Consider the following 26,999-nt stretch of genomic DNA (forward strand, 5'->3'; position numbering starts at 1 on the left):
CGACGGTGTTCGGGTTGCCGTGGTGACGGGTGTGCTTGTTCATCCACCACGAGTACGACAGCCCGACGACGAACGTGCCGAGCCAGCGGCCCGCGCGGTCGTTCCACTTCCTGGAGTCGAACACCTGCCGGTGCGCGGCCTCGTGCGACAGGAACGCGAACTGGGTGAACAGCACGCCGAGCGCGCCCGCCACGATCAGCTGGAACCAGGAGTCACCGAGCTGCGCGAAGACGACCCAGCACGCCGCGGTCGCGACGACGAGGGCGGCGAACATCGACCAGTAGAAACCGCGACGGCGTTTGAGCAACCCGGCGTCCTTCACCTGCTGCAGCAATGACGAGTAGGTCGACGTGCCGCCGGTGCGGGGGCCGGTCGCGGTTCCGGTCTTCCGGTAGGGGCTGGTGATCACGGATTCGGTGGTCATTCGGGTGCTCCTGTCGACGACGGCGCCGTCCCTCGGCAACGTCTCGCATCGTGTTCTGAGCGACGCTACTGAGGACGCGACACCCACCGCAAACGTGCCCGTTTCTCAGATCGAGCCTCTCAGGCGTCCGGATCCCCGGTCCTGCCCGGGTCTCCGGGCAACACCGCCGCCAGACGGTCCAGGAACTCACGGACGACCTCCAGCGTTCCGTCGTCGTAGTGGCCGAGCGCGACCTCCAGACCCTGGACCCGCGTCCCGAAGAAACCGTCGGCTCGCCGACGGGCTGCGTCGGTGGCGCGGAGCGTCACGATCCGTCGGTCCACGCTCTCGCGCGTGCGTGTGACCAGGCCACGTTCCTCCAGTCGCTTCACCAGCGCGTTGGTCGCCCCGGACGTCATGCCGATCCGCCACCGGAGGCGCGCGGCCGACAGCGGGTCGCCCTCGTTCTCCGCCCAGATCACCTCGCCCAGCGCCGCGCCGTCCGACATCGGAAGGTCCATCCAGGCCGCGAAGCGGTGCGCCGACTCCTGGTAGCGGACCGCGTAGTGGCGGAGGGCTTCGAGGGTCTGGGTCCGCAGCTCGCTCATGTCCGCAATCCTGGCCGATCCCGGCGGGCGACCGTCACACCATCTGGAGGGTCGGGTACTGCGGCAGCACCGGCACGTGCTTCTCGCTGGTCAGCAGGTTCGCCTGCGCGAACCTCCGCACCGGGGCGGACGCAGCGATCCGGAGGGCTGTCTGCACGGCGCGGACTCCGAGACGGGACGACGGGTGCATGAGCTTCGCGCCGCCGCGCGGCAGCCCCTGCGCGCTGTCGGCGTACCCGCGCAGGAGGCCCTCGTAGCGTCCGGCAGCTCGGCGTACCGCGCTCGCGGCGAGGGTGCCGTCACCGTCCCGCCCGGCTCGGGTCAGCTCGCCGGCCAGCTCACCGGCCAGCACGTGCGCGCCGACCAACGAGAGGGTCGTGCCCATGCCCGTCGGGCCGGACCCCCACGCGGCGTCACCGAGCAGGACCACCCGCCCCTTGCTCCAGCGCGACACGACGACCTGCTCCATGCGCTGCGTGTAGAACTCGTCCGGACGCGCCGCGAAGCCGTCGAGGATGCGCTCCGACTGCCATCCCGCGCCGCGGAAGCGCTCGCGCAGGATCGACAGCTGCACGTCGACCGGCAGGCGCTCGAACCCCATCGGCTCCGACTCGAAGGACAGGCTCGCCCGGATCGTGCCCTCGTTGTCCGGGCGGATCGAGGCGACCCGACCGCGCGATGCCGTGTACCAGTCCCAGAGGTCGACGTCGTCCGGGGTGCGGTCGATCGTGCCGTAGGCGATGCTCACGCCGAAGTCGCGGTACTCGGTCTCGTCCGCGAACAGGATGCGCCGGGTGCGGGAGCTGCGGCCCTCGGCGACGACGACCAGGTCGAAGCGTTCAGGAGCCCCGTGGTCGTAGCGGACCCGCACACCGGAGTCGTCCTGCTCGGCGCCCACGACGAAGTCGCCGTAGCGTCGGTCGATCGACTCCGGCAGCGCGTCGACCAGGATGCCGGCGAACGTGCCGCGGAGGATCTCGATCTCGGCGGTGGGTCCGTCCTCACCCTCCGCGCGGGGGAACACCGCGTAGGGCTTCCCGTCCTCGCCGACGAAGCGGGTGCCCTGCTCGCCGGTCAGGTGCTGCATCACGGTGTCGCGGAGACCCATGCTCCGCAACACGTCCCGCCCGAGGCCGCGGATGTCGATGTTCTGGCCGGTGGTCCGCTGCTCCGGCGAGCGCTCCAGCAGCGTCACGTCGAACCCGGAGCGGTCGAGGCCCCAGGCGACGGTGGGGCCGGCGATGCTCGCGCCGGTGACCAGGACGCGGGGGCGGTGGTGCGGGGTGGTCGACATGGGGTGTCCTTCGATCCGGGGAAGAGGAGTGTCTCCCCGAATCGAACAATAGCATCACAGCGATATGACTCCACAGCAAAGCTGAATGTTCTGCTCTCTCGCCGATCGGGGTCGGGCTTGTTGATAACGGTTATCATCTAGACCTCGCCCATCCCGATCTCCAGGAGTTCCATGTCGCCCCGCCACACCCTCCTCGTCCCCGCCCTCGTCCTGGCCGGCGTCCTGCCCCTCGTCGCCACCGTCGCCCCCGCGAGTCCGGCCACCGCGGCACCGAGGGCCCACCACAGTTGGCTCGTCACCGCGGACGCACCTGCCGGACGCCTCTACGTCAACGACGCCGTCACCGGCCGACGCACCGCGACCCTCCGCGGTGTCACGCTCGGGACGCACGCCGGCACCGTCCAGCTCGGCCACGGGCGGATCGCGTTCATGGACGAGTCGAAGCCACAGCTCGACGTCCTCGCCATCGGCTCCGGAGGCACAGCGCGGATCGTGCAGCACTACGCCGTCCCGAACGCCGACGGCCGCTGGGAACGCGCCGGCTGGCTCGCCACCGACACCTCGCGCCGCCACCTCGCGGTCGGCTCCGACTTCGACGGCTCCACACACCAGCGCGTCACCGTCATCGACCTCGGACGGGAGGTCGCCCACACGGCCGACATCACCACCTCCGCCGTGACACTGGCCACGACCGGCAAGCGCGGCACCGAGGAGGTCGAGACCTTCCTGGTCGGCAGCCCCCTGCGCCTGGTCGTCACCGCCGGCGGCCGGCTCGACGCCTACTCCGTGTCCGACATCATGCGGGGTGCGACGCGGCCGCACCGGATCGCGACGACACCGCTGGGCGCGTACCCGCACGGCCCGGTCGTCAACGCGACCGGTACCGTCATCGGCTCCGACCTCGCCACCGGCGTGCAGACGGTCCGGGTCACGAAGAACGGGTTCACGGGCTCCAGCTCCGCCGCGTACCCGCAGCCGAGCGTGCAGAGCTACCGCCCACGGATGGCTCCCGACGGCACGACCGCGATCGGCGCGCAGGCCGGCACCACGACCGCGGGCACCAGCTGGGACCGGGTACCCGCGTACCTCACCGCGTCGTCGACGTCGTCGGACAGCATCCGGAGCGTCGCACTCGGGACGGGGCTGTTCACCCGCGCGGCCGTCACGTCGCGGTTCGCCGCCGTCGCACTGACGTCGGGTTCCGGCGACTCGCTCGTCCTGGTGCAGAAGCAGGCCGACGGCATCTACGACGGCCGCAGGACGTCCGTCGCACTCCAGCCGTTGCGACACGGTCCGGTCGCCGGACAGTCGGCGACCGGGACGGCCGTGCGCTTCACCGCGGCGACCGACGACGGCACGAGCGTGTTCGTCACGCGCGGTGGGGAGGGCACGATCACGCAGGTCGACACGGCGGGCGCGGCGCCGTCGGTGACGCGCACCATCAGCCTGCCGACGGACCTGTCGGACGGCGGGTACCTGACGACGGTCGACTCGACGGCGACGCCGTACGACCTCAGCGGGCGCTGACATCCGCGGGTGCTGACCGCCGCCGGGCCGTCGTTGCCGAGTGCGGCGACGGCCCGTGCGGCGACGGCCTGTGCGACCGTGGCGTCAGGTCACGCCAAGCGGGGGAAGAGCTGCTCGGCAGCGGAACGGTCCACGTCCCCGAGCCGCTCCGCGCCAGGGCCGTCGTAGGTCTCCAGGCAGTGGTCGAAACGAGCGGTCCAGTCTGGGTGCGCGTAGGGGAAGTCGCTGCCGTAGAGCACGTGACCCGGCTCCGCGAAGGCCAGGAGTGACGGCAGAGACGTGGGTGTCGCCGACAGGGCCGTGTCGAAGTAGAACTTGCGCAGCCCCGCTTGGATGCCCTCCGGTGTGGTGCCTGGGTTGAACATCGCGGCGGCGCTGAACCGACTCGCGGCGTAGGGCAGGAACCCGCCGGCGTGCGAGAGGATCACTCGGAGCTCCGGGTGCCGGTCGAACACGCCGTGGGCGACGAGGTCGACGGCGGTCCGGGTGGTGTCGAACGGGAAGTCGAGCAGTGCCGTGGGCATGCCGGGCAACTGCTGGATCGGCGGAGCGGTGGGATGGACGAAGACCACGGCCGAGCGTGCCGCGAGCTCGGTCCACAGCGGCTCGTACGCGGGATCGCCGAGGTACCGACCGTGCGCGTTCGACAGCAGGAGCACACCGTCTGCGTGGAGCTCGTCGAGTGCGCGCACGGCTTCGGCGACGGCACCGTCGAAGTCCGGCAGCGGCAGCACCGCGAAGTGTCCGAAGCGGTCCGGCTGCTCCCGGACCAGTCCGGCCTGGTGGTCGTTCAGTTCGCGGGCGAGTTCGCGGGCCGCGGCGTCGTCACCGAAGTGCACACCCGGGGCGCTGATCGACAGCATGCCCGTCTCGATGCCCGCCTCGTCCATCATCGCGATCGCCGCCCCGGGGCTCCACTCCGGCATCGACCAGCCACCGATGGCCCGAGGACCGCGTCGCGGCGCCGTCCCGCCGCTGTCCCCCCACGGATCCCACTGGGCGCTCCCGCCCGTCGCGGGCTGCGCCTGCCCCGGGGCGCCGACGCCCATCGCTCGCGATCCTGCCGCGGCGAGCGCCTCGAAGTAGCGGGGCGGGAGCAGGTGCTGGTGCACGTCGATCTTCCCTGGCATGATTCGGTCCTCCGATCGCCCTCGCTGACGAGGGCTGGTTGCGGTTCTGCAGTGGTGGTGTTGGTGGCCCCTCCCGCTCGGCCAGGAAGCTGTCCGAGCGGTCGGGGACGCCGATGTCCCGCCGCCCTCAGGACGACGAGGTCGACGGCAGGACCACCGTCCCGCGACCGGCTCCGGAACGCGCCGCAGCCTCTCGCCGGGTCCGGATGAGCATCGCCGTCAGGGTGAGCAGGATGCCCGCTCCTGCCCAGATCCCCAGCCGGATGATCGGGACGGCCACGGCCGCGCCGTCGAAGTACTGGACGGACCGGAGCAGGTCGAGCGCGTCGCCCTGGGGGAAGACGTACGAGAGTGCCTGGAAGAAGTCGTTGAGGACGTGGATGCCGAGCGGACCGCCGGAGGACGTGTTGCCGAGGATCACCAGGGCGAGTGTCATGGCGAGTGCAGCGATGGTCCCGCCCAGGGCGGCCACACCGGTGACCGCTCCCCCGATCGCGACCCCGGTCAGCCAGAGGACGCCGAACACGGCCCAGGGACCGACCGCGACCGCCCCGAGACCGGAGTCGATCCAGAGGGTGATCAGACCGGCGAGCAGACCGGCGTAGAGGACGAGGACCACACTGCGCTCGACGAACTTCGTCGCCGTGTCGACCGTGCCGAGGATGCGTCCGAACACCGTCGCGCCGAGGGCGGCGCCGAGCCCCGCGAAGAGGATCGCGTAGAACTCGACCGATCCGACCGGGTCCTTCTTCGGCAGCGGTGCGAGGTCGGTGGCCGTGTTGGTGGTCTGCAGCTTCGCCGCGATCGAGTCGCCGACACCGGAGATCGCCTGGCCGAGGCCGCGCCCACCACCACTGGCGATGTAGGTGGTGACGCCGCCCTTGCCGGGTGCCGGCAGGACGACGGCGCCGTCGACGTCACGGTCGAGCACTGCGGCGCGCGCCTGTCGAGCGGACGCCACGACCGTCAGGTCCAGCGATCCCTGCTGCTCGAGCGCGACGATCGCGTCGGCGTCGCCGGTGACCGCGAGCTGGACGTTGTTCGGCGTCGGGTTGCCGAACGCGCTCGAGTAGCTCGTCAGCATCGCCATCGCCAGGAGCAGGATCGCGATCCCACCGAGGACCAGGTTGCGGTAGCGATGGGCCGAGCCCGGCCCTTCGGAGCCGAGCGAACCGCCGGCGACCGCCGCTTCGAACTCGGGGTGCTGCGGAACGTCTCCCCGGCGAGGTGCCGTCTCAGTCACGTACGTCATCATTTCCTTTACATTTGTCCAATAGATGACGAACGTACATCAGTGGTCGAGCTCTGGCAAGATGGAGTCATGCCCGACCCGACGAAGACGGCGACACTCGGGGCCCAGCGCGTGGACCCGCGTGTCACTCGCACCCGCGCGGCCTTGATCCGGGCACTGGCAGCCCTGGTATCCGAGGCACCGAAGGGCGAGACGATCCCGATGAGCGCCGTGGCGCAGCGAGCCGGCCTGAGCAGACAGGCACTCCACAACCACTACGGCAACGTCGGGGACCTGGCCACGGACCTCTGGATCAGCCGCCTGCTCGATGACTGGCTGCCGCTCGAACAGAGTGCGGCGAACCTCCCGCAGGCCCTCACCGACGCGGTCCGGGCACGCGGCATCGAACCGCTGCTCACCGCAGGGCGCGCGGATCGGGAGTTCTTCGACAAGCTCCGCGCCATCCCACGCGGCGAGCGCGTCGCCGAGGTGCTGGCGTCGGCGATGACGACGTGGCTGACGGAGTCGGATCACGGTCGTCACCGACCGGAGATCGCACTCACCGGGGACGCTCGGACCTTCACGATCGGCGGCATGATCGCGCTGGTGTCGACGTGGCAGATGTCAGCCGATCCGCCGAGCACCGCGCAGCAGGTCGCCACGCTCCGATCGTTCGCCGCGGCCGCCGCAGGCACTGCAGGCGACAGCGGCAGCCGCGGCGAGTGATCACCAGGCGTCAGCCGTCGTAAGCGACGTAGTGCAGCTCGGCGTCCCGCCGCTCGTCGTGGAGCGTCACGTAGGACTGCGCGATGACCGCCGGCTCGGCATCCGGTCGCCCACCTCCGATCAGTGCCGTGATGGCGACGAAGCCGACGTAGACACCCTTCTCCGCCAGGGCCGCGTTGAGGTTGAGCGTCCAGTTGCGGAGCCCCGCCGCGGCGATGTTGACGTTCCCGCGGACCGGCGTCGGCGCGAGTGCACCGCCGCCGGTCGTCACGAGTACCGTGCCGGAACCCGCGGCGACCATGTCCGGCAGGACCTCACCGACGGCCGCGATGGCGCCTCCGAGGTAGAAGTCGATCTGCGGCTGCAGGTTCTCCATCGTCACGTCCACGGCATCGACCGACTCCAGAGTCCGGTCGGCCGGGGAGAACTCCAGGACGTCGATCGGGCCGAGCGTTTCCCGGATCGAGCGGAGTGCGGCCCGGATCGTGTCAGGCGCGCCGACGTCGGCCGTGAACCCGCTGGCCTGGACGCCCTCCGCGGTGAGCTGTGCGGCGAGGGCGTCCACCCTCGATCGGTCGCGGGCCACGAGAGCGACGTCGAAGCCCTTCTGCCCGAACGCCCGGGCGATCGCGAGCCCCAGGCCGGGTCCCGCTCCGATGATCGTGATGAGGGGCATGGTGTGTCCTTCCGCGGCCCACTGGGGGAGCTCGTGTCGGTGCGGTAAGTTGAGGTCGTCCTCAAATCCACTCGAGCCTATGTTGAGGCTGCCCTCAAGATCCTTCGGAGTCGCTGTGAGCACCGCCCCCCGCCTGCGTCGAGATGCGCAGGCGAACGTCGAGAAGCTGCGCGCCGCCGCCATCGCGGTCTTCACACAGCGAGGGCTCTCCGCGCCGCTGGAGGACATCGCCCGCGAAGCCGGTGTGAGCATCGGGACGCTCTACAACCGCATCGGGTCGCGCGAAGACCTCATCGACGCCGTCGTGCCCGACATCGCGGGCGCGAAGCTCCGGACCCTCCGCGAACGGACACTGGCCCAGGACACTCCGCGCGCGCAGCTCGAGACCTTCATCGCCGAGATGATCGACCTGCAGCGGAGCGACCCAGCCATGAACGACGCGATGCTCCGGCGGTACCCCGACGCCGTCCTCCTCATCAACGCGTGTGAACGGTCGATGGCACTCGGAACGGAACTCGTGGACAACGCCCACGCCGCCGGAGTGCTCTCCCCGGACTTCACCGCCGATGACCTGATGACCGTGCTCTGGATGGCGGGGATGGCCTGCCACGACCCTGGCGCTCCGGAGGGCTGGCGCCGGGCCGTCGATCGCAGCGTCGCCGCCGCGTGGACCGCCGAGGGATGACGGCTGGTCGCTGACCGACCGACCGGCGCCGCACCGATCACGGAGCTGGGCGGAACTGGTACCTGCCCTACAGGTACCAGCTCCGGGGTGCTCGCTGACCCGACCCGAACGGGCTTCGCGAACTGCTGCCCATGATGCCGGACGCCACTGACATTCCTGAGCAGACGAGCAGCATCCGTCGCTCATTGGCTCGCGGAGGCGCTGCGGAGGGCAGCCGCGGCACGTCGTGTCACCGTGACGCGAAGACCGATGCGCGCTCGGCGACCTCGCCGAGGGACATCAGCACCCCGATCGTCGCCGTCGCGTCTCCCTCGCCCACTTGCGCACCAACCCTTCCGTTGCGTTAGAGTCGGAACCAGCCAACCCTCTCGTCACGGGAGAGTTGAGATCCCGCCGGTCCTCCTGCGATCAGCGTGCGCGACGAAGCGCCCCACGACATTCCCCCGCGGGCGCCGAGCGTCCGCTTCCCTCACCGAAGGAGAACCGTGACGACCGTCACGCAGTCCGTGCCCGTCCAGGTGCACCACAGTCCCACCGTCCTGTCCGCCCTGCGGAACCCGAAGATCCTGCTCCGTGAGGTCCTCGCCGGCCTCGTCGTGGCCCTCGCGCTGATCCCGGAAGCGATCTCGTTCTCGATCATCGCCGGCGTCGATCCGCGCGTCGGCCTGTTCTCGGCGTTCGTGATGGCCGTCGTGATCTCGTTCGTCGGCGGACGTGCCGCGATGATCTCCGGCGCGACCGGCGCCATCGCACTCGTCGTCGCCCCCGTGGTCAAGGACCACGGCCTCGACTACCTCATCGCCACCGTCCTGCTCGGCGGGGTCTTCCAACTCGTCCTCGGCGGACTGGGAGCGGCGAAGCTGATGCGGTTCGTGCCACGGTCGGTGATGGTCGGGTTCGTCAACGCGCTCGCGATCCTGATCTTCACCGCGCAGCTGCCGAACATCATCGGCGTCGACTGGCTCGTCTGGCCGATCGGCGCCGCCGGGATCGCGATCATCGTGCTCCTGCCCCGGCTCACCAAGGCCATCCCCGCACCGCTCGTCGCGATCGTCGTCCTGACCCTCGTCACCGTGCTCGCATCCCTCGCGATCCCGACCGTCGGCGACGAGGGCAAGCTGCCGGACAGCCTGCCGACGCTGTTCATCCCGAACGTCCCGTTGAACCTCGAGACGCTGACGATCATCGCCCCCTACGCCCTCGCGATGGCCCTCGTGGGACTCCTCGAATCGCTGATGACGGCGAAGCTCGTCGACGAGGTCACCGACACCGGTTCCCGCAAGACCCGGGAAGCCCTCGGGCAGGGGGTGGCGAACATCGCCTCCGGGCTGTTCGGTGGCATGGGCGGCTGCGCGATGATCGGCCAGACGATGATCAACGTCAAGGCCTCCGGCGCCCGCACCCGCATCTCCACCTTCCTCTCCGGTGTGTTCCTGCTGGTCCTCGTCGTCGGGCTCGGCGACGTGGTCGCGATCATCCCGATGGCCGCCCTCGTCGCCGTCATGGTGATGGTCTCCGTCGGCACCTTCGACTGGCACAGCATCAAGCCCTCGACGCTCAAGCGGATGCCCGTCGGGGAGACCATCGTCATGGTCCTCACCGTCGTCATCGTCGTCGCCACCGACAACCTGGCCATCGGCGTCGTCATCGGCGTGATCGCCGCGATGGTCGTCTTCGCCCGACGGGTCTCGCACTTCACCTCCGTGACCCGGAGCATCGAGGCGACCGACAGCGGCGAGCAGCACGCCCTCTACACGGTCGAGGGTGAGCTCTTCTTCGCCTCGAGCAACGACCTCACCACGCAGTTCGACTACGTCGACGACCCCGACCTCGTCGTCATCGACATGACGAAGTCACACATCTGGGACGCCTCCACCGTCGCCGCGCTCGACGCGATCGAGACGAAGTACCACCAGCACGGCAAGCGGGTCGACATCCGCGGCATGAACGACGCCAGCCAGGCATTCCACGGCCGCCTCGCCGGGAACCTCGGCGCCGGCCACTGATCTCCTGCACGGGAGGACCGTGGGGACGCCGACAGACGCCGCTCGCGTCACCCCGCGGTCGCGTCAGCCCGCGGTCGCGTCACACCGCGGGCACGTCACTCCGCGGTCGCGTCACACCACGGGGGGAACGGGCGCGTTCCGCGTCGATCGCGTCGACGGCATCAACCCGGAGTGACGACATGCAAGAAGTCTTCTTCCTCTCGTCCATGGACAGCGAGCGGTTCTCGTCCGTCTTCCGGTGCGAAGTGGAACGACCGATCGAGCTGCCGAACGGCCACCATGCGCTGATGGTCAGCTGCGATCCGCCGCTGAACGGTCAGGAACTCGGCCACCCGCTCGGCATCAGAGGATTGTTGCTCTGGAGTCGGTTCGCGGACGAAGACCTGTGGACGTTCCCCGCGTTCCCGCACTTCGTGCAGATCTGTCTGCCTGACGTGGAACTGAGTGTCGATGCCATGCCCACGAGCATCGCCTGGGGCGAGATCTACGAGACCGAAGCAGACGCGACCGCCCACGAGATGAGCACTCGCCCGCGCTCCTCGGTGGAGTGATCCACACGTCGAGGAGCCAGGTGTTCGGTTTATTCGCGGATGCCAGTGGTGGCGGGGATGGCGGATCCCAGTGCTGACGGGCGTTCCACGGATTTTGGGATTCTGTTCCACGGGCCGAAGAACCCTCGATCCGGGGTAGCACTGCCGGTCCAAACACTTTCGAGGGTGCGGAACGAAGCTTGGCTCGCCCGCTCGTCCAGGCCTCGAGCAACCCTGACCTCTACGGAATCCAAGCAGTCTCGTCGCTGCGCTTGCGGCGTGCAGCCTCGCCGGGCAGCGCGAGCGCAGGCTTTGCGTACGTCTCATAGAACTCAACCCAGCGCTTGGCGACACGAGGGTCTAGCAAACTGCTACCGATCTGGACCCCGGCACCCCCACCGTGCACAAGCACCGAAGCCCAGCCCCCTTCAGACTCCGCGAATCGAAACGTCAGCTGCTCCCACGTCGGGTCGAGGTACACGACGCTGGCGTCATGAGGTTCGGAGATCGGCGCTCCGCCGAGGTCCGAGTAGACCGGGCCTGCGCCGCTGAACCGCGACGCTCGGTAGGCCAGTCGCCGATCTTCGACAGCCTCGCGGAGCGCTTCCTTCGCATCGGACCGAGGCGAGTGACCATCCACACAGGTCACATAGCTGAAGTCAACATCCGAGCCGTCGGTCCGATGGATCCAGATCCCTTTCGCCTCACGTCGAACGTTCCACTTGTCGCCTCGGCTTGTGAGGTCAACGAAGAAGTAGGCGATGCCGTCGCCAACCTTCTCGGTGTAGTCGGGGTGACGCTCCAAGATCTCGCGCAGCTTGCTGTCGTCGATTGGATCAACCACGCGGTCACCGACAGCGAGCGTGTCCTTGATTCGCTTGAAGTCCGCCTTAGCCGCAGTCTTGCTTGGCCACCTATGACTAGCCGTTTCGACCGCATGAACCATGCACCGTCCGCCTCTCCGTCGTAGCTGATGGGGCGGCAGACCGCGCAGCGGCGCGATCACGTCGGACCAACGCAGTGGCTGCCCTCTTTAGCTGTACATTACTCAGCATGAGCGTTGATCAGGTCACCACTGGCCAGGATGACCTCGACGGCTTGTCGCGCGGTGCACAAAGCCAGGTGCGCTCGTTCTTCCACGTCCTTGGCGAACGACTGATCCCCGGCACCTCAACGAGCTACCGCGTGTACTGGCTGATGACCGACGCCAACGGCAATGACCGAACGAACGCGCTCGCACGCCACATCTACTACCGCATCACGGATTACTGCACGCCACGGTCGCGGATTGACGAAGCTCACCGCCTCGACGCACTCGAGGGCGGCAACATGCACTTCTCGCAACTGCAGGACGAAGCCCGCCGTCTTTTTCTTGATGCAGACGCCTCGGGCGAAGGGGGTGAGCTGCTCCTGTTCTTCCTCCTCGAGGCGGAACTCCGCATTCCGCAGATTCTTTGCAAGATGCCGCTCAAGACCAACTCGCAGATGCCTATCCACGGCGTGGATGGCGTACATGCATCGTTGCTTGAAGACGGCAAACTTGCAGTCTACTGGGGCGAATCCAAACTTTACAAAGACGTACAAAGCGCAATGACGTCATGTTTCGACAGCATCGAACCATTCCTTCTCGATGATGGTACTGGGATTGCCCATCGCGACCTCACACTGGTCCGCGACAATCTGGATGTGAAGAACCGCGATCTAGCACTCAAGCTCGTTCGATACTTCACCGACGACGCCCCTGAACGAAATCTCCTGGAGATACGCGGCGCTTGCCTCGTCGGTTTCGACAACGATCCACACGAGCACCCCTTCTTCAACTCCCCAGCAGAACTGGTTGACACGGTCGGAGCACGGATCGAAAGCTGGTCAAGCAGCATTGGCACCCGCGTAGCAAACCGGAAGATCGACACGGTCGAAATCGAGTTCTTCTGCTTGCCACTGCCCTCTGTAAAGAAGCTCCGCGACGAATTCAAGACACTGATTGGCATGTAGTGGACGACACAGAGTACTGGACCGCGGTACAAGCCCTAAGGGCCTTCCATATCGGGATTCGCGAATCGACAATACGGTCGGCACTGAGATTCTTCGGTTCTATACGTCCAGTAAAGAAGCCCGAAGCACTGGACTGGAGCCCACACCTGATGGCCGCAAGCCTCGTCACACTAGGGGCTCCAGAAACATTACAAGATGGTGCCCTCAGAATTGCACAAGGCTGCCTGCAGGACCCCGACGCGGATTCGGACAGAAAGGATGCCGCCTCGTACTTGCTCGAGAGGTTGGGCAATGAGCGCGCTAGCAGTCTTGCCCGCTCTCGTGGACTATCTCCCGAGCGAGAGCTCCCGCTTGGCCCTTTAGCACTCGACCTCTTCAAGAGGAATCTCCAACTGTCAGTGGCCGTGGGTGACAAGCGAGTCCGCGTGAACGAGTTTCAACGACAGTTTTGGGACAGCGCAAACTCGAGCAAATGGATGAGCGTTTCCGCTCCAACCTCAGCCGGAAAGTCTCACATTGTCCGCGTGTGGCTTGAGGCTCTCATTGAGAGCCGTGATGACTTCCACGCAGCCTACATAGTGCCGACCCGAGCGTTGATTGAAGAAGTGAGTCGTGAGCTCGAGAGCACCTTGGGTACTCGCGCCACTATTACAACACTACCTTGGGACTCGCGCATTGGGACTCGGCCCCACGAAATCTTTGTTCTCACCCAAGAGCGCCTCCATCTCCTACTTCGGCAGAAGCAGGATTTGAACTTCGACCTCATCTTCGTGGACGAGGCGCAGAAGTTAGCTGACGGGATGCGCGGCGTCCTGCTTCAACGCGCCCTCGACGAAGCCACACTTCGAGGGGACCCGCAGGTGGTCTTTGCGAGTCCGCTGACATCGAACCCGGAACTCCTAGTCGACGGCACCGACGGGTCTCGAACCGCGCTCCTGAGTGAGACTGTCACGGTCAATCAGACGCTGTTGCATGTCAACCAGCGGCCGAGGCAGCCGACCCTCTGGGACATGCGTGCTTTCATCGATGGCCAGGCCGTGCCTGTCGGTGAGTTCGATCTCCCGGCCAGACCTGTGCCCGAGAGCAAACGCCTTGCGCTTGTTGCGGTCGCACTCGGACGCTCACACTCCGGCAATGTGGTATATGCCAATCGACCTTCGGATGCCGAAAAAACTGCGGGTCAAATCGCGGACGCACTGAACGACAACTGGGCACCTGACCAATCAGTCCTGGACGTCATCGATCTCATTAAGAAAACGATTCATCCCCAATTCCTTCTAGCCGCGTACTTACTGAGGGGTGTGGCTTTTCACTACGGCAATCTCCCTCTCCTTATACGCGAAGCTGTTGAACGCCTGTTCCGTGACGGGGCGATCCGTTACCTCGTGTGCACCTCCACCCTGCTCGAGGGCGTGAACCTCCCCTGCCAGAACCTCTTCGTCCGAGAACCGCGTAAGGGCAACAACACACCAATGTCTCCGTCCGACTTCTGGAACCTCGCCGGTCGCGCGGGTCGCTGGGGCGTGGAGTTTCAGGGGAACGTCATATGCGTCGACACCGATCGTGCGGGTTGGACGCAGACACCTATCCGGCGCGAACGCCAACACATCAGTCGTGCAACAGATGCTGTTGAGCGGGAGTTCGTGCCACTCCTCGAATACATAGGAACGGAAACGGCAGTTTCGGACACTACCGCCAACCCCTTGCTACAGTCGCTTTTCGGCATTTTGGCCTCCACGCGACGACGATCGCAATCGATCAGTTCACTTTCCTGGCTGTCTTTGACTGAGCAGGAGGCCGAGGCTGCCGATCAGATCGTTGACGACGCACTCGCGAAAGTGCATCTACCTCCGGATCTTCAGCAAATGCATGCGGGCATCAGTCCTTTCGCCCTTCAGCGTCTCTTTGACTACTTCGTCCAATCAGGCGAGCGCGAGACGTTCGAATTGCCCCCGCCTGAATCTGATGACGCGCTCGATAGTTATAGGCGCGCCATATCTCTTTGCGCCGAATACCTCGGCGCCGACTTCACAAACATTCCTGGTCGACACTTCTCACTTGCGCTACTTTTCATCGATTGGATGCGCGGCCGTCCACTATCACTTCTGGTGTCCAAGAGGCTCGGCTGGCTTCGTCGCAACAACCGCGAAATACGCCTTCCGCAAGAGATTCGACAAGTTCTGACCGATGTGGAGCAATACGCTCGATTTGAGGGACCGCTCTATCTAGCCTGCTACGCCGACGTCTTGAATGCAGCGTTCCCAGCAGCCCAAGACGCACCTGCGCCACCCGATATTGCAATGCTTATGGAACTTGGTGTATCGAGGACTACCGAAGTCTCGATGATGGGCCTTGGGCTATCGCGGACCACGGTGGTGTCGCTGGCAGAACATGTAGTGCCCGATGATCTCGACATCGAGGCGTGCGTGGTATGGCTACGCGAGCACGATTTCGACGCTTTGGGATTCCCGGCGCTCGTCTCGGCAGAGATCAAAGCTGCTCTCATGCGGGCCGAACTTCGGCAAACGTAGCGCTCCCTCTAAAGTGCGCTGATCCTGGTGAACTCCTGCCGCCCTCGGCGGCCGGCTCGGCGGAGGGCGATGCGCAGCTGCTGCAGCTCCTCGGCGCTATGGATGTGGTGCGTCGTCTGCGTGCAGGTCGTGATGGGGGTGTTGCTGATGGTGAGGTTGCGGTCCATGGTGGTGTCCTTCAGGTCGGAGCGAGGCGGTTGCTCGCTTGCGCCACCCCTATGCGAGCTCGTGCTTGCGAGCGGGGCGCCGACACTGTTCGCGGACCGGATTTGGGACTCTAAGAGCCGTTTTTACCCTCGTTCGTGGGCCAGAATGTTGCCCGTTCGGCGTTTTCTGACCCCCGGAGTGGGGAGTCCGGGCTGGGAGTTCGGACCGGGACTGAGGAGTCGCTGAAGCGCATGGCGGCGACGGGTTTTCCTGCTAGTGGACTCGGCGCCGTTCGAACGGCCCCGTGAGTGGCGCGGGCCTCGTAGCGTGCGCAACATGCGTCGCATCGCGAGTCACACCAGGAGTGCCATCACCAGTCCGACCGGGCGTCCCGAGAGGACTGCCGAGACCGGTGGCGGGTCTGCTTCGTGAATGGCAGCCCCGACGAGACGGCGCTGACCGCGAAGCAGCGTCAGCAGCTCGCCGCGATTCGTGACATGGCGCGCATCCCGTTATCGGACCTGCGCGACCAGAGTCCCCCGAACCTCCAGGCCCTCTACGCCGAACTGCAGGACGGGCAAGCGCTGATCCCGGGCTTGAAGATGGGGCTTGGGGCTCTCACCGTCCAGCGGTGGGATCCCGCCTACGCGGCCAACGGTTGGACCCTCCACGGTGCGGAGCTCACCCTCGACATGGGTCATCCGTTCGGGTCGATGTTCTACCGCAACGACGCCGACGGCCGCGTGCTCAGGGTCGGTGTGAAGTGGCATCCGCCGGTGCAGCAGCTCGAGTTCCCTGCCCTGCATCCGTCAAAGCCGGAGCTGACGTCTGATTGCGCGGCTGAGGAGGTCGCCGCGGTGGTGTTGGATGCGCGGAGTCGGATCGGGACGCTTGTTGCGGTGAACGCGGAGATCGGGGCGTTCGTCGGCACCGAGGAGTCCGAGAACGCGATCCTCGACGCGTCCGGGCTCGGCCTTGAGCGGCTCTCCGAAGACGACCCGCGGCTCGCCGGCCGTGATGCCCGCCCGCCGTCGAGGCCGGGCGGGGTCAGTGCTGATGGGTGACCGGCAGTGGGTGCAGGACATCCGGCACCAGCAGACGATCCTGTCGTTGCCGTTCGGGCTTGGATGGACGATCGACATCACGCAGACGTTGGTCGCGCTCGCGGCTGCGGGGATGCCCGCGCGTGTGGAGGCGTTCGACCGGCTCCGGTTCGACGACGGCCGGTCTGCATTCCTGTCCACCCCGAACCCGACCGCCACCATTAACGACGACGGCACCCCGACCGAACGGATCGAGGACCTGATTGTCATCCCCGGCGGATCAGAAGGCGGCGTGCTCTCCCTCGCCCGCCGGTACCCGGACCTGGTGTTCGTGAACGGGAAACGGCAACGCGTCTGGGCGAACGGTCGGCAGGTGTACGGGTCGTCGATGGAGCGGGACGCAACCCCTGGATGGCGGACCGTGTTCGCAATCGCCCGCACCATCGCCCTGCACGGCGGGGGCACACGCGCTATCGCGGACCGCATCGGCATCCCATTCGACGAGGTGCGTGCCGCGATGCCCGCTCTCGGGGCGCATGTCTTTCACACTCCGATTGGGTGGGAAGCAGCCGACCGGGCCGCCCTCTGCGACTGGGCTTTGGCGGCGTACCCGGGTTACGGCGGAGTCCGGACCTGCTGGCGCCGCGACACCACCGTCGACGAGCAAGCGGACCAGTTGATTGCGTTAGGTGGGGTGATGTCGGACCGGTGGGCGGCGCAGCAGTCGGGCGTCATCGTCCCACCGAACCGGCTGACGGCGTTCTTCGCCCAGCACCCCGACATGGCAGCGCTCGGCTACGAGCCCGCCACAGTAGACGAGGCGACGGTGTCGGTCGTCATTCCGCAGGACACCACGATCCTGACCGGTGCTGAGGGGTGCTGCACGGACGACTTCGTCACCGCGCACGTCATCTACTCCGACAGCTGGGTTGCCGCGAATACGGACGCGGTGAACGGGCTGCGGCAGCTGCTGCACTTCCAATCCGACCTCGCCCACGACCTCCGCTGGCACCCCAACAGCCGCTAACGAGAGCCCGATGATGACCTTGCAGCTGCTGTCGCTGACGTTGGCATACGACGACACCCGGTTCTTCGGCTCCGTCATGTTCACCGACCCCGATCATCTCGATGACAAGCCCGCCACGGTCCTCATCGACCGCGCCGACGGACGGCCGTGGTTCCGCCTCACCAACGTCGACCCGACTGCGCAGGACCCGTCGGTGCCGGCGATGGTCGAAGCGGACCGCATCATGCGGTTCCTCCTCCGCTACGCCCCCGACCGCATCGGCCGAACCCCCGCTGACTTCCCGCAGCCCTGACCACCCGCCCTACTCACACCCATTCCCCATGGAGGTAGTTGCTGATGATGCGTCTGGTGTCCATGCACGTGTCGAACGACCGGATCCTCTGGGGGCATGTGCTCCTCGAGGACACCGAGAACCCGGACGCGCACCTGGCGCAGATCCTCGTCCGCCCCATTGACGTCGAGCCCGGGTACGAGCTCTACGACAGGACCAACACGGTCCTGTCGGACCTGAGCGTGCCGGCGGTTCGGGAAGCGAACCGCATCGTGCAGACCTTGCTCATCCCCGCGTCCGAGATCGCACGCCGCGAGAAGGCCGTCCGGGCGGTGATCCACTCGGGCTACTTGGAAGGGTTCCCGGACGACATGCCGTGGCAGTCGCAGCTGTGGATGTACGCCCGCGGGGAAGTCACCCGCGAGCAGCTGTCCGCGTACGCCGATGAAGGCCGACAGATCTCCCGCCAACGCGGACACTCCGCGGTTGGTCCGGCGGACGTTCCCGAGGACTGGTGGCAGACCACGCAAGCCCGCATCCGCCGGCACCTCCTCAACACCACCCTCACCGAACCGGAAGTCGCTGCCGCCCTGCAGATCAGCATCGAGGAGGTCGGTGAGCTGTTCGAAGCGAACCAGCTGACGAGCTTCGACCTCGACGGCGAAGAACGCATCCCCGACTGGCAACTCGTCAAGCCCGGCCTCCCCGACTTCGGAGACCCGTCGTCACTCCTGCCAGGCCTCGACGTCCTCTACGCGGCAGCCCCTCAACCGCTCCTCGACGCGGCAGCGATGACAGAATTCATGACCACACCCCTGGACTTCCTCACCGTCGACGAACGGGTCCTGACGCCGCTGGATTGGATGCGAGAAGGACGGCCGCTGACGACGATCATCGCCCTGTTCCGCGGACGACGGTGGCGGCCATGACCCGCCGGCCGGACCTGTTCCTCCTCAACGTCGCCTACGACGCCACCGGCGTGCACGGGCACGTGTTCTTCCGCGACCCACCCAGCACCGAGCTGCGGCAGGTCACCATCCGCAGCACCGACATCGGCATCATCTGCGAAGCGGCCCACGGCGACACCCGCACCGGGTGGGAACCGTTCCTCGAAGAGACCCGCTGGCTTATCGCCCTCACCCGGCCCGACACCCTCGAAGCGCGCAGCTGATGGGGCCAAGACTCGAATGGGTTGCCGCCGCGTACTCCGGGCGGCCGCAGATCACGATGCCGTACGGGCTCGGTGACACTACCGACCTCACGGACACCCTGTCCGTCCTCAAGCTTGCGGGGCTTCGCGCGGTCGTGGAGTCGCACGACACGATCCGCCTCGCCGACGGCCGCCGCGCACGCTTCCCCACCCTCACCCAACGCCCCCGCGACGACGACCCGAACGACGTCGAACTACTCCTGCTGGCGCCGCGGACCGTGACTGCCACGCAGATCGCGCTCGCAGAACAGACCGCGACAGTGCTACTGGTCGACGTTGACCGGCGCCGCGTCTGGATCGACGGCAGACAAGCCCTTGGCACGAAGGAACGATGGAAGGACGCAGCCCCGATCTACGTCACGTTCGCCGTCGCCCGCATGCTCGCCGTCAACGGCGCCACCTTCGACAGGCTTGTGCAGTCCGGGCTCTCGCCGGGGCAGGTTGACGACGGGCTCGCGCGCCTCGGCAAGCGCGTGCACCGCACCGACGTCGGGTGGGAGTCACGACACGTCGGAGGGCTCGTCGACTTCGCCATCGCCTGCTACCCCGGACCAGGGGGCGTTCGGACCCGATGGACGTCCGACCTGCCGCTCGTCGAGCAAGCGAAACGGCTCATCGCAGCAGGCTGCCGTATCTCCGGCCGCGCCATCTCCGACCGGCCCGGCTACCCCGCCATCAGCAGACGGGACATGCCCTACCGGGTCGTCGCGTTCACCGAGCAGCAGGTCGACATGGCAGCGCTCGGCTTCGAACCCGACACGATCGGCTTCTCCGGTACCCAACTCATCCGACCCGCCGACCCCACCATCTTCCTCACCGCAGCAGCCACCGGATACACCGACAGCACCGACGACATCATCACCGCCAACACACTCCTCCGCGCCGACTACCGCAACGCCGACGACGCAGCCTCCCTGCAAGAAGTACGCGACCGGCTGCAATTCCTCGCCGACACCGGCTACGACCTCCGCCACAACCTGCCCAGCTGACGGCGGGCCACCGATCAGACCGGAGTCGCACCAACCTGCCGTCGGTGCCTCACCGAACTGCGCCAGAGTCACGCAGCGAGCTTGGTGTCATCGCGACCGGCCTCGCCCCAGACGGCATCCCGGCTCAGGCGGTACGCGTGGGTGTCACTTCGACGAAGGAGATGATCGGGCAGCTGGAACCAGGCGTACACCGGCAGTGGCTCGGGGAGCTCACGCACGTTAGAGCCGCGCGCATCACTAACGAGTGCGCGAACGGCGAAGCCGACACGCAGCGATCCGAACGACGACGGCCCAGGACCGCGACAGTAGGAACCTGCACCGACGTTCACATACGGGTCCTTCATTGAGAACATCACCGGACTAGTCTTCTGCGACAAATGCAGTCGCGGCGGGCCACACCTCGCCGGCGCTTTCAGTGAGCGACCGGCTGCCGGTCAGTGACACAAGGGGCCGGGGCGGCCCAAGACACCTGCATGAGCTGAAGAGAAATCCCGGAAGGAGGCGTTTTAGGCGCGGCCAAAGCGCATCCAGTCGTACGCGACGACCGCTTTCGCGTACTGCGTGGACCACCACGGCTCAGAGCGCTTCTCGCGATACTCCATCAGGAACGCTCGCAGACCGTCGACATCGTTTGTCAGTCTAGGCAATTGCATTGCGCTGTTCAGAAGACGGTCCCAGCCCATGTTCGCCTCGAGGTCAGCCACCGACATCAGCACGCCCGGCTCTTCAAGCTTCGCGAATAGCTCCGCATATCTATCCGCCCGCCTCTTGGCTGCAGTCTCGAGCGAAGAGCCTCCTTGCCATGAGCCACCCGTCCACAAACCAGCCTCGACGAGATACTTGAAAACGGGCACATACGTCGCAACCGGAAATTTAGGGTAGACCTTCGAGATCACTAGATCTGCTGGCAAGTCGCGAGCGGGGCTCTGCAATACGTCATCGAACAGGTCCTGACGTGTGAGTCCGACGATACCGACTGCGGTCATCTTCGCTCCAACGCCAAAGACGACGTCCAAGCCGCTGGCGCTCGAGTCGTCGATGTCGGAGACGGCGACGAGTCGCCCGTCCGGATCATTGCTCTGCACGAGCTCGAAAACCTGCTCCTTAAGCAGCCGCAGGATGCGTGCTGGCATCGCACGCTCACGCTGCCCGAGAGCGCTAAACACTTCCAGAAAGTTTGGGACAGTTGCGCGAATGATCGGGAGAGACACCCCGTTCACATTCATCACAGTGGAGCTTACGTCCGCCGGTTGGTCGGGTACCCACTCGACGAAGATGAGTCGATCCTGCAACTTGGAGACATTCTCGGGGCGGAGACCAGTGATGAGCGAATCCAACAACGCTTGTATGTTCGAATCGCCCAGGCTGTAGCCAAGGAATATAACGGGATGCTCGACGAATATGGTCGCCAGCTTTGCAGCCAGGTACGCGTTCCGCGCGTTGTAGTCTTCATAGTCCTCCGCGGTGAGCACTAACGAGTTGGGGCGCCGTTCGCCTCCATGAATATAGTAAATTTCCGCAATGCCCTGCGTGTCGGAGAAGACAAGTTCATCTTGACCAACGTAAGGGCGGAAGTCCGGAAATACGTGCTCGAGTAGCGAATCAAAGTTAGTTGTGATGACGCCATCGACAATGGAATCTTTGAACAACTCGAACTCTTCAAGAAGGTAAGCGGGCGGGGCGAATCCATCTATCGCCGACCGCACGTATCTAGCTACTTCGAACTTAAGTGGCGAAGCGCGGGATGTTACTGAATCTCTCCACTCGTCGACCGAAGACGTGAACGCGGCGTCAGACCACCACGAGTCGTAAAAGGCGTCCGCGATGAGCGTAGCCGCCATCGGAAAATCCCCGCCTGCGGCGCCGAGGTAGTACGCAAACGGCTGACCAGTGAGGTCGGCGAAGTGCGTGAGCAGCCCCTTCCAGTCCCCGAGCCCCACATACCGCCGGGAGAGGCCCGCGCCGACAAAGAGGTACGGACCGGCAAGACCGTGAAGGTGCTCGCTAAGGAAGTCGTCGACCTTACCCATGTGCAGACTCTAGAGCAGAACGACTTGGTACCTCCGGTTCGGCGCGCGCGGCACTTGAAGACCAGCTGAAGTGCCCATCTCGGACCCAAGGCCCAGTTCTTGAAGTGGCCAGCGATCTACTGCCTGTCCATCACTGCTCGGTGAGTCGCAGTACGCTAAGAATGTTCTGTCAGCGCAGGAGGGCTTGGGCATGTCATCGATGTGCGTGGGTCAATGAACGTCCGCCACGTCCGTTCTCGGTTCACTCTCCCGCCGCGCCAGCTCCGGGAGAGCAATACGCGGAACGTCACTGCATCGGTCGGACCGGCGACTGATTCGTGTTGAACCTCACGGGACGGCGCGGGGGCGGCGCTACGGGATCCGCCGCTGAGTGCGCCTCGTTCGCCGATCGGCTATTGGGACGGTCAGTGATTCGCTCGCGGTAGTCGCCGTCAGCATCTCCGCTGTCCGCGGGGCAACCGGCTAGCGGACGCGTTGGTCTGCTCCGCACGGCGCTCCCGTTCCTGCTGTCGCGCAACTCCCGGTCCGAACGAGATCAGAATGATTTCTGCAACAGCGACGGCGACGGTCGCGGCCAGCAGCGTTGGCCAACGCGTGAAGCCCGTGGCTGCCGCCATTACCTAAAGGAACGTGTGAGCGGACCGATGCCAGAGGAGCCGAGCGAGCGCAGGCCGACAGGAGCACCGTAACATCCAAAAAAAGCAACTAGTTCTCGCTACGCTCCGACCAGAGCCCACGAGGCTTGTCTTTCTACCAGGAGTTCAGGACCTTCGAGCCGACGTCGACAACGAGGGCGGCGGTTGCAACCGCCACAAATACGCGTCGTCGAGGGTTCTGAAGGAAGTTGAGGCGAGCGGGAACCGCGAAGTTGTAGTGCTGTGCAAGATCGAACGCCAACGGAACGCCCAGCGCCAGAGCGATGAGCGCGCTGCCGATGGAAGGGATCGCTGCGATGACTAGCGAGAGGAAGTAGGCAACTACACTCAGCCAGTCCGTATCGAAAAGGGCCAACAGGACAGGTGACCGCGATAGAAAGTCGAAGAGGCCCCCGATCACATTCCAGGCGGTTAGGACTATGAACAGCACAATGAATCGCAAGATCATGTCCTGAACTCGCTGATTGTCCATAAGCGGCTGGGGCGGACCGCTCTGAGCGGGCGCGACTATTGGCGCGGGCGGTGATGGGTAGAGCGCTCGACGTTTCTCTTCTATATCGAGCCGCGCTTTTTGAACGCCGTAGTATGTTGCTATCGCTGTGAGTACGCTGCCGCAAACGGTGACGACTGTTCCAACGATCAGTAGCCACGCAGGTATTGCGGGGCTGGCCGGCTCAGCTACGGATAGCAGGTTGACCAGGTTTTCGCTCATGGTTGCTGCACCGCTTCCTCGTGGTTTGCCCCATCCCGTTGTTCCGGGCGGGTCTTTTGGCTCGCATGTTTGAACTTGAGCGCTTCACCCACCATCTCATCGATGAGAACGGAGGTGGACTGTTTCGTGTTCTCGATCAGGGTCGACTTATCGATCTCAGCCTCGATCGGCTCGCGTCCTTGAAGGATGCGGAGTGCATTCGTCAGCGCAAGCGAAGCTTTGGCTTGTTCTTCAATGGCGTGCAACTGTCCGGGCTGTTCGAACGGCGGAAGCATGAGGGACATCGTCGTCGTCAAGTACCGCTTAAAGTCGCCCTCCATGCTTCGCGGGTAGGCAAGCTGGAAGCGATTGGAGGCAAGGGTGAATGTATCCCACGCCGGTTTTCCTTGATTAACCAATACTTGCATAAACTCAGTCAGGGGGTGACTTAATGCGAGAAGCGCGATGTCTTTGACCTTGTTGCCGGATGTGATCAATTCCGCACCGAGTTCCGCCACTTCCGCATTTTTTCTCGCGGCCGTTTCACGCATGAATTTAGTCGTCTCATTTTTCTTGGCGAAGAGGTAGGTGAAAAAGCCTGCGACCAGGAGGAAGCTGCCAGTGATCACCGCGGCGCCCCACCACGGCGTGCTGCCAGCGTTTGAAACCAGCTCGACGACGATGTGGGATGGGCTTGAAGAAGGACCGGACGTCGGAGTCGTCGCTGCACCAGCGACCGAAGTGAGGCTCACTCGGCGACTATAGCGCGCAACCTATTCCTCCTCGATCACTCGATTTCGAAGTGGTCTCGAACGGCAGCTTCGAGCGATTTGACTGCTCCCCGGACGAGCTTCTCTCTGGCGTAGATGTCCTCCATCGTCGACACCATCATCAGCTGCCAGACCTCATCTTTCACCTCCTGGGCTTCGTCGCGGATGTTGGTTGTCGCCACCAGACGGAGCGACGTCAGTTCGCTCAAGATCTCCTCGTAGGTGTCCATGAACCGGGCAAGGGTCGCGGGCACAGGTGGGGGATCGACCGATTGGCCCGCATGCATCTGCGCGATCCCCGCTTCGGCCATGGTCCGTTCCGACCGTTCGTGGTCGTGTGCTTCGCTGATGAACCGCTCTGCTAGGAGGACGACGCGTGACGTGTGGTCCAGAACGTTCTGATCCCAGCGCTGAAGCTTCTCGCGATCGGCCCGGTGCTTGTCCTGAAGCCGATTGAAGAAGAACCCAAGCACTGCACCGACAATCAGGAAGCAGCCAGCGACGACAGGAACGCCCCACCAAGGGGCGGTAGGGGAGGCGGCCTGTCCGGCCGCGTGCAGATGAACGGCCGTCCCGGGCGTGAGCATGGGGCGACTCTAGCAGAGCAATGAGGGAGTCTCGGCTTTGCGTTCAATTGATATGGATAAAAAGTCGTTTCTTTGGGAGGTTCGCTTACGGGTCGGATACGAAGATCAGCCATTGGGCGCTGACGACGAGCAGGACGACGACTCAGAACAGGTCACTTCCGCCATCCAGGCAGGTGCGCCGAAGAGGCGTCGGCCGGAAGCCACGTGCGTGCGGACCCGTCGAGACTTCTAGAGCTGCGTTTGCAGCGGTCGAACGACGCCGCACACCACGCCAGTTGGGCGATACGGAGCAAGTCGTCGAGGCCAGTGGTCTTCTTAGTTGGAGCTTTCGACGAGGATCGTCAGGCCGTATCCGGTTCGTGCAGAGGCTCGCCACGCCCCACTGATAACACGTTCGGTCCAGGCGCTTCCCACTCGTCCGATGACGAGAGCGACTCCGAGTCGTTCCGTCGCCGGTCGCCCCTGCCTTGTCCACGAACGCCGATAACCGACCCGGTGCGCAGCGTCGAGCGCACGTGCTCGGGTGCCGGCTGACACGCTGCCACGGCCGGCGAGGACACATGGGACCGATGCGACGGATACGCCTGCCAGCTCCGCCACATCCTGCACGGTGGACATGTCGATTCGCCACCCTTCGACAGTTTGTGCAGCTATGAGCGTATGGGGCGGAGGAAGAGGCAACTCACCGGCGACGAAAACGATCGTGTTCTGTGAGAGGCGCACCGGCGAACGCCCACGACCTCCGGGTCGACTGCAACAGGTCACACGGTTACCGATGAGGTCACCAGCCCGACGAGCGGGGAAGCCCGACGGCTGGTCGAGTGTCCTTGGATTCACTCGTAGGCCCGTCTGGAGCTTGCTTTGACTGTGCCCGCCCGCCGCCTCGCGCGACGTCCGTCCGCTGTCCGCCGCGACAGCATCGCAACTCGAGGCATTCAGCCTCGTCGCAACGGAAGTAGGGACACGATGTCCCTTCGATTCACCTCGGTTCCGATGCAAAATGGCCAGTACACCTGGCGCTTGCACTCATCCGAGAACGAACTGGTCGCTCGCGCCGGGACTGGATTTGACACACTCGTCGGCGCGCAACGAGCAGCGGCCGCCTTCAAGGCCGTCTCCTCGAACGTTCGATTCGTGGTTTACGTCAATCCAGTCGGAGAGTGGCGTTGGCGGGCGTGCCGTCGTCAATTCAACCTCGCGCGTTCCGGCAGCACGTTCCAGACGAGGGCTAGTGCCGAGCGAGCAGTTGCGTTCGTGCAGTTGAGCGCCGGCTCGGCTACCGGTGCCCAAGAGTGAGCACTCCGAAGTGCCGATGTGAGTCGTCACCCTGGCGGCAGTATGAAGCCCCGCCCCCTGATCTGGACCGGCATGTGGCCGCCGGCGCGGGATCTGCGCGGCTTCCCTTAAGCCGTCATGCCCCGTCACCTCTCCTCCCGGACAACGCTGCTCAGTGAAGTTGTCGCCGACCGGCCCTAGCAACGATTTTGAGAGCAGGCGACGGTTTTCGCGAGCAGTCACAACAACCGGCCTACTGCGGCATGTCGACGAACCGCGAGAACATCCCTTGGAACGCCACCGTGATGGTGTCAGCCTGCGACTGCGGTCAGCCCCACAGAGGGCAAGCGACTTCGCCGGCTTGGGCTTTGCGAGTCGAAGACCTGTGCGATTGTCAGTTGGCCGTCCGACTGCGGGGAGGCCGCTTCCGCCCGGTCGTTGCGCCAACGGGGCGGGTTCTCCACTGACCCTTCTGGTTGGTCTTCTTAGACCGCTTTGCCGCTCGGTGGCCGGCAAGAGCGCAGTCTGGGCACCCGGCGGGATGCTTGTAGGTGTGGTTGTCGGGGCGCACAGAGAACTGGCCGTGCTCAGCGCACAGCACTGTCACGTCGGTCTTCGCGTCGACGTAGACGACTTCGTTGTAGTCGTAGCGGCGACCATGGATGTCAACGGCTTTGGCGATGAAGCGTTCGCGACGGAGTTCGACGTTCGCGTTGAAGCCCTTGCAGTCGCGGCATCCCTGCCCACGCTGAGGGCCCCACGGAGTCTCGCGGACCCGACGGTGCTCTCGAGGCGTCTGTTCGAAGGGTCCGTGGTCCGGACAGACGATCGTCACCTTTGTGTCGCCGTTGACGTAGTTCCGTTCGACGTTGGTGTAGTCATAGCGGCCATCGTGCAGCCTCGTTGCGAAGTCGATGAACTCGGCGGCTCGTTCTTCGCGGGTGGCGGTGCGGTAGTCCAA

General features: G+C 65.3%; 27 protein-coding genes. 13 read left to right on the forward strand and 14 right to left on the reverse strand.

Annotation, left to right across the window (positions count from 1 at the left end; all coding sequences use genetic code 11):
- From QCD68_RS02870 to QCD68_RS02880, 3 genes are all read right to left on the reverse strand, one after another.
- On the reverse strand, positions 1-424 hold a 424-nt coding region (locus QCD68_RS02870), incomplete at its 3' end, for a fatty acid desaturase family protein (protein ID WP_301221942.1).
- A gap of 119 nt (positions 425-543) precedes the next feature.
- Positions 544-1,011, reverse strand: coding sequence for a MarR family winged helix-turn-helix transcriptional regulator (locus tag QCD68_RS02875; protein ID WP_301221943.1), 468 nt, complete (start codon positions 1,009-1,011; stop codon positions 544-546).
- A gap of 34 nt (positions 1,012-1,045) precedes the next feature.
- The gene (locus QCD68_RS02880; protein WP_301221945.1) at positions 1,046-2,305 is read right to left on the reverse strand and encodes an FAD-dependent monooxygenase; all 1,260 of its coding nucleotides are present in this window, start codon (positions 2,303-2,305) and stop codon (positions 1,046-1,048) included.
- Between the two features lie 171 nt (positions 2,306-2,476).
- Here QCD68_RS02880 and QCD68_RS02885 point away from each other — a divergent pair, with 171 nt between their 5' ends.
- Positions 2,477-3,832, forward strand: coding sequence for a hypothetical protein (locus QCD68_RS02885; protein ID WP_301221946.1), 1,356 nt, complete (start codon positions 2,477-2,479; stop codon positions 3,830-3,832).
- 89 nt (positions 3,833-3,921) lie between these two features.
- Here the strand turns inward: QCD68_RS02885 and QCD68_RS02890 are convergent, their stop codons facing one another.
- Positions 3,922-4,962 (reverse strand): amidohydrolase family protein, encoded by a 1,041-nt coding sequence (locus QCD68_RS02890; RefSeq protein ID WP_301221947.1) that lies wholly within the window; start codon positions 4,960-4,962, stop codon positions 3,922-3,924.
- 127 nt (positions 4,963-5,089) lie between these two features.
- Positions 5,090-6,205 carry a hypothetical protein gene (locus tag QCD68_RS02895; RefSeq protein WP_301221948.1) on the reverse strand — a complete coding sequence of 372 codons (1,116 nt, stop codon included), beginning with the start codon at positions 6,203-6,205 and terminating at the stop codon, positions 5,090-5,092.
- A gap of 78 nt (positions 6,206-6,283) precedes the next feature.
- Here QCD68_RS02895 and QCD68_RS02900 point away from each other — a divergent pair, with 78 nt between their 5' ends.
- Positions 6,284-6,919: a hypothetical protein gene (locus tag QCD68_RS02900; RefSeq protein ID WP_301221949.1), complete on the forward strand. Its 636-nt coding sequence runs from the start codon at positions 6,284-6,286 to the stop codon at positions 6,917-6,919.
- Positions 6,920-6,929: 10 nt separating this feature from the next.
- On the opposite strand, the gene QCD68_RS02905 is transcribed toward QCD68_RS02900, so the two are convergent.
- The gene (locus QCD68_RS02905) at positions 6,930-7,595 is read right to left on the reverse strand and encodes an SDR family NAD(P)-dependent oxidoreductase (protein ID WP_301221950.1); all 666 of its coding nucleotides are present in this window, start codon (positions 7,593-7,595) and stop codon (positions 6,930-6,932) included.
- A gap of 115 nt (positions 7,596-7,710) precedes the next feature.
- On the opposite strand from QCD68_RS02905, the gene QCD68_RS02910 reads away from it, so the two are divergent.
- From QCD68_RS02910 to QCD68_RS02920, 3 genes are all read left to right on the forward strand, one after another.
- On the forward strand, positions 7,711-8,280 hold the full coding sequence (locus QCD68_RS02910; protein ID WP_301221951.1) for a TetR/AcrR family transcriptional regulator: 570 nt from the start codon (positions 7,711-7,713) through the stop codon (positions 8,278-8,280).
- A 485-nt stretch (positions 8,281-8,765) separates the two neighbouring features.
- A complete protein-coding gene (locus tag QCD68_RS02915; protein ID WP_301221952.1) occupies positions 8,766-10,286 on the forward strand; it encodes a SulP family inorganic anion transporter in 1,521 nt (506 codons plus the stop codon).
- A gap of 179 nt (positions 10,287-10,465) precedes the next feature.
- The gene (locus QCD68_RS02920; RefSeq protein WP_301221953.1) at positions 10,466-10,837 is read left to right on the forward strand and encodes a hypothetical protein; all 372 of its coding nucleotides are present in this window, start codon (positions 10,466-10,468) and stop codon (positions 10,835-10,837) included.
- 220 nt (positions 10,838-11,057) lie between these two features.
- Here QCD68_RS02920 and QCD68_RS02925 read toward each other — a convergent pair whose 3' ends face one another.
- Positions 11,058-11,762, reverse strand: a complete 705-nt coding sequence (locus tag QCD68_RS02925; protein WP_301221954.1) for a DCL family protein — start codon at positions 11,760-11,762, stop codon at positions 11,058-11,060.
- A 107-nt stretch (positions 11,763-11,869) separates the two neighbouring features.
- Here QCD68_RS02925 and QCD68_RS02930 point away from each other — a divergent pair, with 107 nt between their 5' ends.
- A complete protein-coding gene (locus tag QCD68_RS02930) occupies positions 11,870-12,811 on the forward strand; it encodes a HamA C-terminal domain-containing protein (protein ID WP_301221955.1) in 942 nt (313 codons plus the stop codon).
- Positions 12,812-13,215: 404 nt separating this feature from the next.
- Positions 13,216-15,342: a DEAD/DEAH box helicase gene (locus QCD68_RS02935; protein WP_301221956.1), complete on the forward strand. Its 2,127-nt coding sequence runs from the start codon at positions 13,216-13,218 to the stop codon at positions 15,340-15,342.
- Between the two features lie 8 nt (positions 15,343-15,350).
- Here the strand turns inward: QCD68_RS02935 and QCD68_RS02940 are convergent, their stop codons facing one another.
- Complete coding sequence (locus QCD68_RS02940; RefSeq protein ID WP_301221957.1) at positions 15,351-15,509, reverse strand: hypothetical protein; 159 nt, start codon at positions 15,507-15,509, stop codon at positions 15,351-15,353.
- Between the two features lie 408 nt (positions 15,510-15,917).
- Between QCD68_RS02940 and QCD68_RS02945 the strand changes: the two genes are divergently transcribed.
- Genes QCD68_RS02945 through QCD68_RS02970 form a run of 6 tightly spaced genes read left to right on the forward strand, consistent with a single transcriptional unit; the run spans position 15,918 to position 20,029 of the window.
- Positions 15,918-16,553 (forward strand): hypothetical protein, encoded by a 636-nt coding sequence (locus QCD68_RS02945; RefSeq protein WP_301221958.1) that lies wholly within the window; start codon positions 15,918-15,920, stop codon positions 16,551-16,553.
- Positions 16,546-17,559, forward strand: a complete 1,014-nt coding sequence (locus tag QCD68_RS02950) for a hypothetical protein (protein WP_301221959.1) — start codon at positions 16,546-16,548, stop codon at positions 17,557-17,559. Before QCD68_RS02945 ends, QCD68_RS02950 begins: the two co-directional genes overlap by 8 nt.
- A 10-nt stretch (positions 17,560-17,569) precedes the next feature.
- Positions 17,570-17,851 carry a hypothetical protein gene (locus QCD68_RS02955; protein ID WP_301221960.1) on the forward strand — a complete coding sequence of 94 codons (282 nt, stop codon included), beginning with the start codon at positions 17,570-17,572 and terminating at the stop codon, positions 17,849-17,851.
- Between the two features lie 56 nt (positions 17,852-17,907).
- On the forward strand, positions 17,908-18,759 hold the full coding sequence (locus tag QCD68_RS02960) for an antitoxin VbhA family protein (protein WP_301221961.1): 852 nt from the start codon (positions 17,908-17,910) through the stop codon (positions 18,757-18,759).
- Entirely contained in the window at positions 18,756-19,001 is a 246-nt protein-coding gene (locus QCD68_RS02965) for a hypothetical protein (RefSeq protein WP_301221962.1), read from the forward strand. The genes QCD68_RS02960 and QCD68_RS02965 overlap by 4 nt, the downstream gene beginning before the upstream one ends.
- Positions 19,001-20,029: a hypothetical protein gene (locus QCD68_RS02970; RefSeq protein ID WP_301221963.1), complete on the forward strand. Its 1,029-nt coding sequence runs from the start codon at positions 19,001-19,003 to the stop codon at positions 20,027-20,029. Before QCD68_RS02965 ends, QCD68_RS02970 begins: the two co-directional genes overlap by 1 nt.
- 506 nt (positions 20,030-20,535) lie before the next feature.
- On the opposite strand, the gene QCD68_RS02975 is transcribed toward QCD68_RS02970, so the two are convergent.
- The 6 genes from QCD68_RS02975 to QCD68_RS02995 all read right to left on the reverse strand — a co-directional run bounded on the left by QCD68_RS02975 (position 20,536) and on the right by QCD68_RS02995 (position 26,999).
- The gene (locus QCD68_RS02975) at positions 20,536-22,059 is read right to left on the reverse strand and encodes an SIR2 family protein (RefSeq protein WP_301221964.1); all 1,524 of its coding nucleotides are present in this window, start codon (positions 22,057-22,059) and stop codon (positions 20,536-20,538) included.
- A 750-nt stretch (positions 22,060-22,809) separates the two neighbouring features.
- A complete protein-coding gene (locus QCD68_RS02980) occupies positions 22,810-23,427 on the reverse strand; it encodes a hypothetical protein (protein WP_301221965.1) in 618 nt (205 codons plus the stop codon).
- Entirely contained in the window at positions 23,424-24,158 is a 735-nt protein-coding gene (locus QCD68_RS02985) for a hypothetical protein (RefSeq protein WP_301221966.1), read from the reverse strand. Before QCD68_RS02985 ends, QCD68_RS02980 begins: the two co-directional genes overlap by 4 nt.
- 35 nt (positions 24,159-24,193) lie before the next feature.
- On the reverse strand, positions 24,194-24,763 hold the full coding sequence (locus QCD68_RS02990) for a hypothetical protein (protein WP_301221967.1): 570 nt from the start codon (positions 24,761-24,763) through the stop codon (positions 24,194-24,196).
- A gap of 315 nt (positions 24,764-25,078) precedes the next feature.
- Positions 25,079-25,381, reverse strand: a complete 303-nt coding sequence (locus QCD68_RS17475) for a LacI family DNA-binding transcriptional regulator (RefSeq protein WP_367316823.1) — start codon at positions 25,379-25,381, stop codon at positions 25,079-25,081.
- A gap of 1,051 nt (positions 25,382-26,432) precedes the next feature.
- Positions 26,433-26,999, reverse strand: coding sequence for a hypothetical protein (locus tag QCD68_RS02995; RefSeq protein ID WP_301221968.1), 567 nt, complete (start codon positions 26,997-26,999; stop codon positions 26,433-26,435).

Origin of the sequence: Curtobacterium sp. PsM8 (assembly GCF_030433875.1) — a bacterium.
Taxonomy (GTDB): Bacteria; Actinomycetota; Actinomycetes; order Actinomycetales; family Microbacteriaceae; genus Curtobacterium.

Coding starts and splice junctions, on each gene's coding strand:
- QCD68_RS02875 (WP_301221943.1), bottom strand. CDS start 1,011: ATGAGCGAGCTGCGGACCCAGACCCTCGAAGCCCTCCGCCACTACGCG.
- QCD68_RS02880 (WP_301221945.1), bottom strand. CDS start 2,305: ATGTCGACCACCCCGCACCACCGCCCCCGCGTCCTGGTCACCGGCGCG.
- QCD68_RS02885 (WP_301221946.1), top strand. CDS start 2,477: ATGTCGCCCCGCCACACCCTCCTCGTCCCCGCCCTCGTCCTGGCCGGC.
- QCD68_RS02890 (WP_301221947.1), bottom strand. CDS start 4,962: ATGCCAGGGAAGATCGACGTGCACCAGCACCTGCTCCCGCCCCGCTAC.
- QCD68_RS02900 (WP_301221949.1), top strand. CDS start 6,284: ATGCCCGACCCGACGAAGACGGCGACACTCGGGGCCCAGCGCGTGGAC.
- QCD68_RS02905 (WP_301221950.1), bottom strand. CDS start 7,595: ATGCCCCTCATCACGATCATCGGAGCGGGACCCGGCCTGGGGCTCGCG.
- QCD68_RS02920 (WP_301221953.1), top strand. CDS start 10,466: ATGCAAGAAGTCTTCTTCCTCTCGTCCATGGACAGCGAGCGGTTCTCG.
- QCD68_RS02925 (WP_301221954.1), bottom strand. CDS start 11,762: ATGGTTCATGCGGTCGAAACGGCTAGTCATAGGTGGCCAAGCAAGACT.
- QCD68_RS02930 (WP_301221955.1), top strand. CDS start 11,870: ATGAGCGTTGATCAGGTCACCACTGGCCAGGATGACCTCGACGGCTTG.
- QCD68_RS02940 (WP_301221957.1), bottom strand. CDS start 15,509: ATGGACCGCAACCTCACCATCAGCAACACCCCCATCACGACCTGCACG.
- QCD68_RS02950 (WP_301221959.1), top strand. CDS start 16,546: ATGGGTGACCGGCAGTGGGTGCAGGACATCCGGCACCAGCAGACGATC.
- QCD68_RS02955 (WP_301221960.1), top strand. CDS start 17,570: ATGATGACCTTGCAGCTGCTGTCGCTGACGTTGGCATACGACGACACC.
- QCD68_RS02965 (WP_301221962.1), top strand. CDS start 18,756: ATGACCCGCCGGCCGGACCTGTTCCTCCTCAACGTCGCCTACGACGCC.
- QCD68_RS02970 (WP_301221963.1), top strand. CDS start 19,001: ATGGGGCCAAGACTCGAATGGGTTGCCGCCGCGTACTCCGGGCGGCCG.
- QCD68_RS02975 (WP_301221964.1), bottom strand. CDS start 22,059: ATGGGTAAGGTCGACGACTTCCTTAGCGAGCACCTTCACGGTCTTGCC.
- QCD68_RS02980 (WP_301221965.1), bottom strand. CDS start 23,427: ATGAGCGAAAACCTGGTCAACCTGCTATCCGTAGCTGAGCCGGCCAGC.
- QCD68_RS02990 (WP_301221967.1), bottom strand. CDS start 24,763: ATGCTCACGCCCGGGACGGCCGTTCATCTGCACGCGGCCGGACAGGCC.
- QCD68_RS17475 (WP_367316823.1), bottom strand. CDS start 25,381: ATGTCCACCGTGCAGGATGTGGCGGAGCTGGCAGGCGTATCCGTCGCA.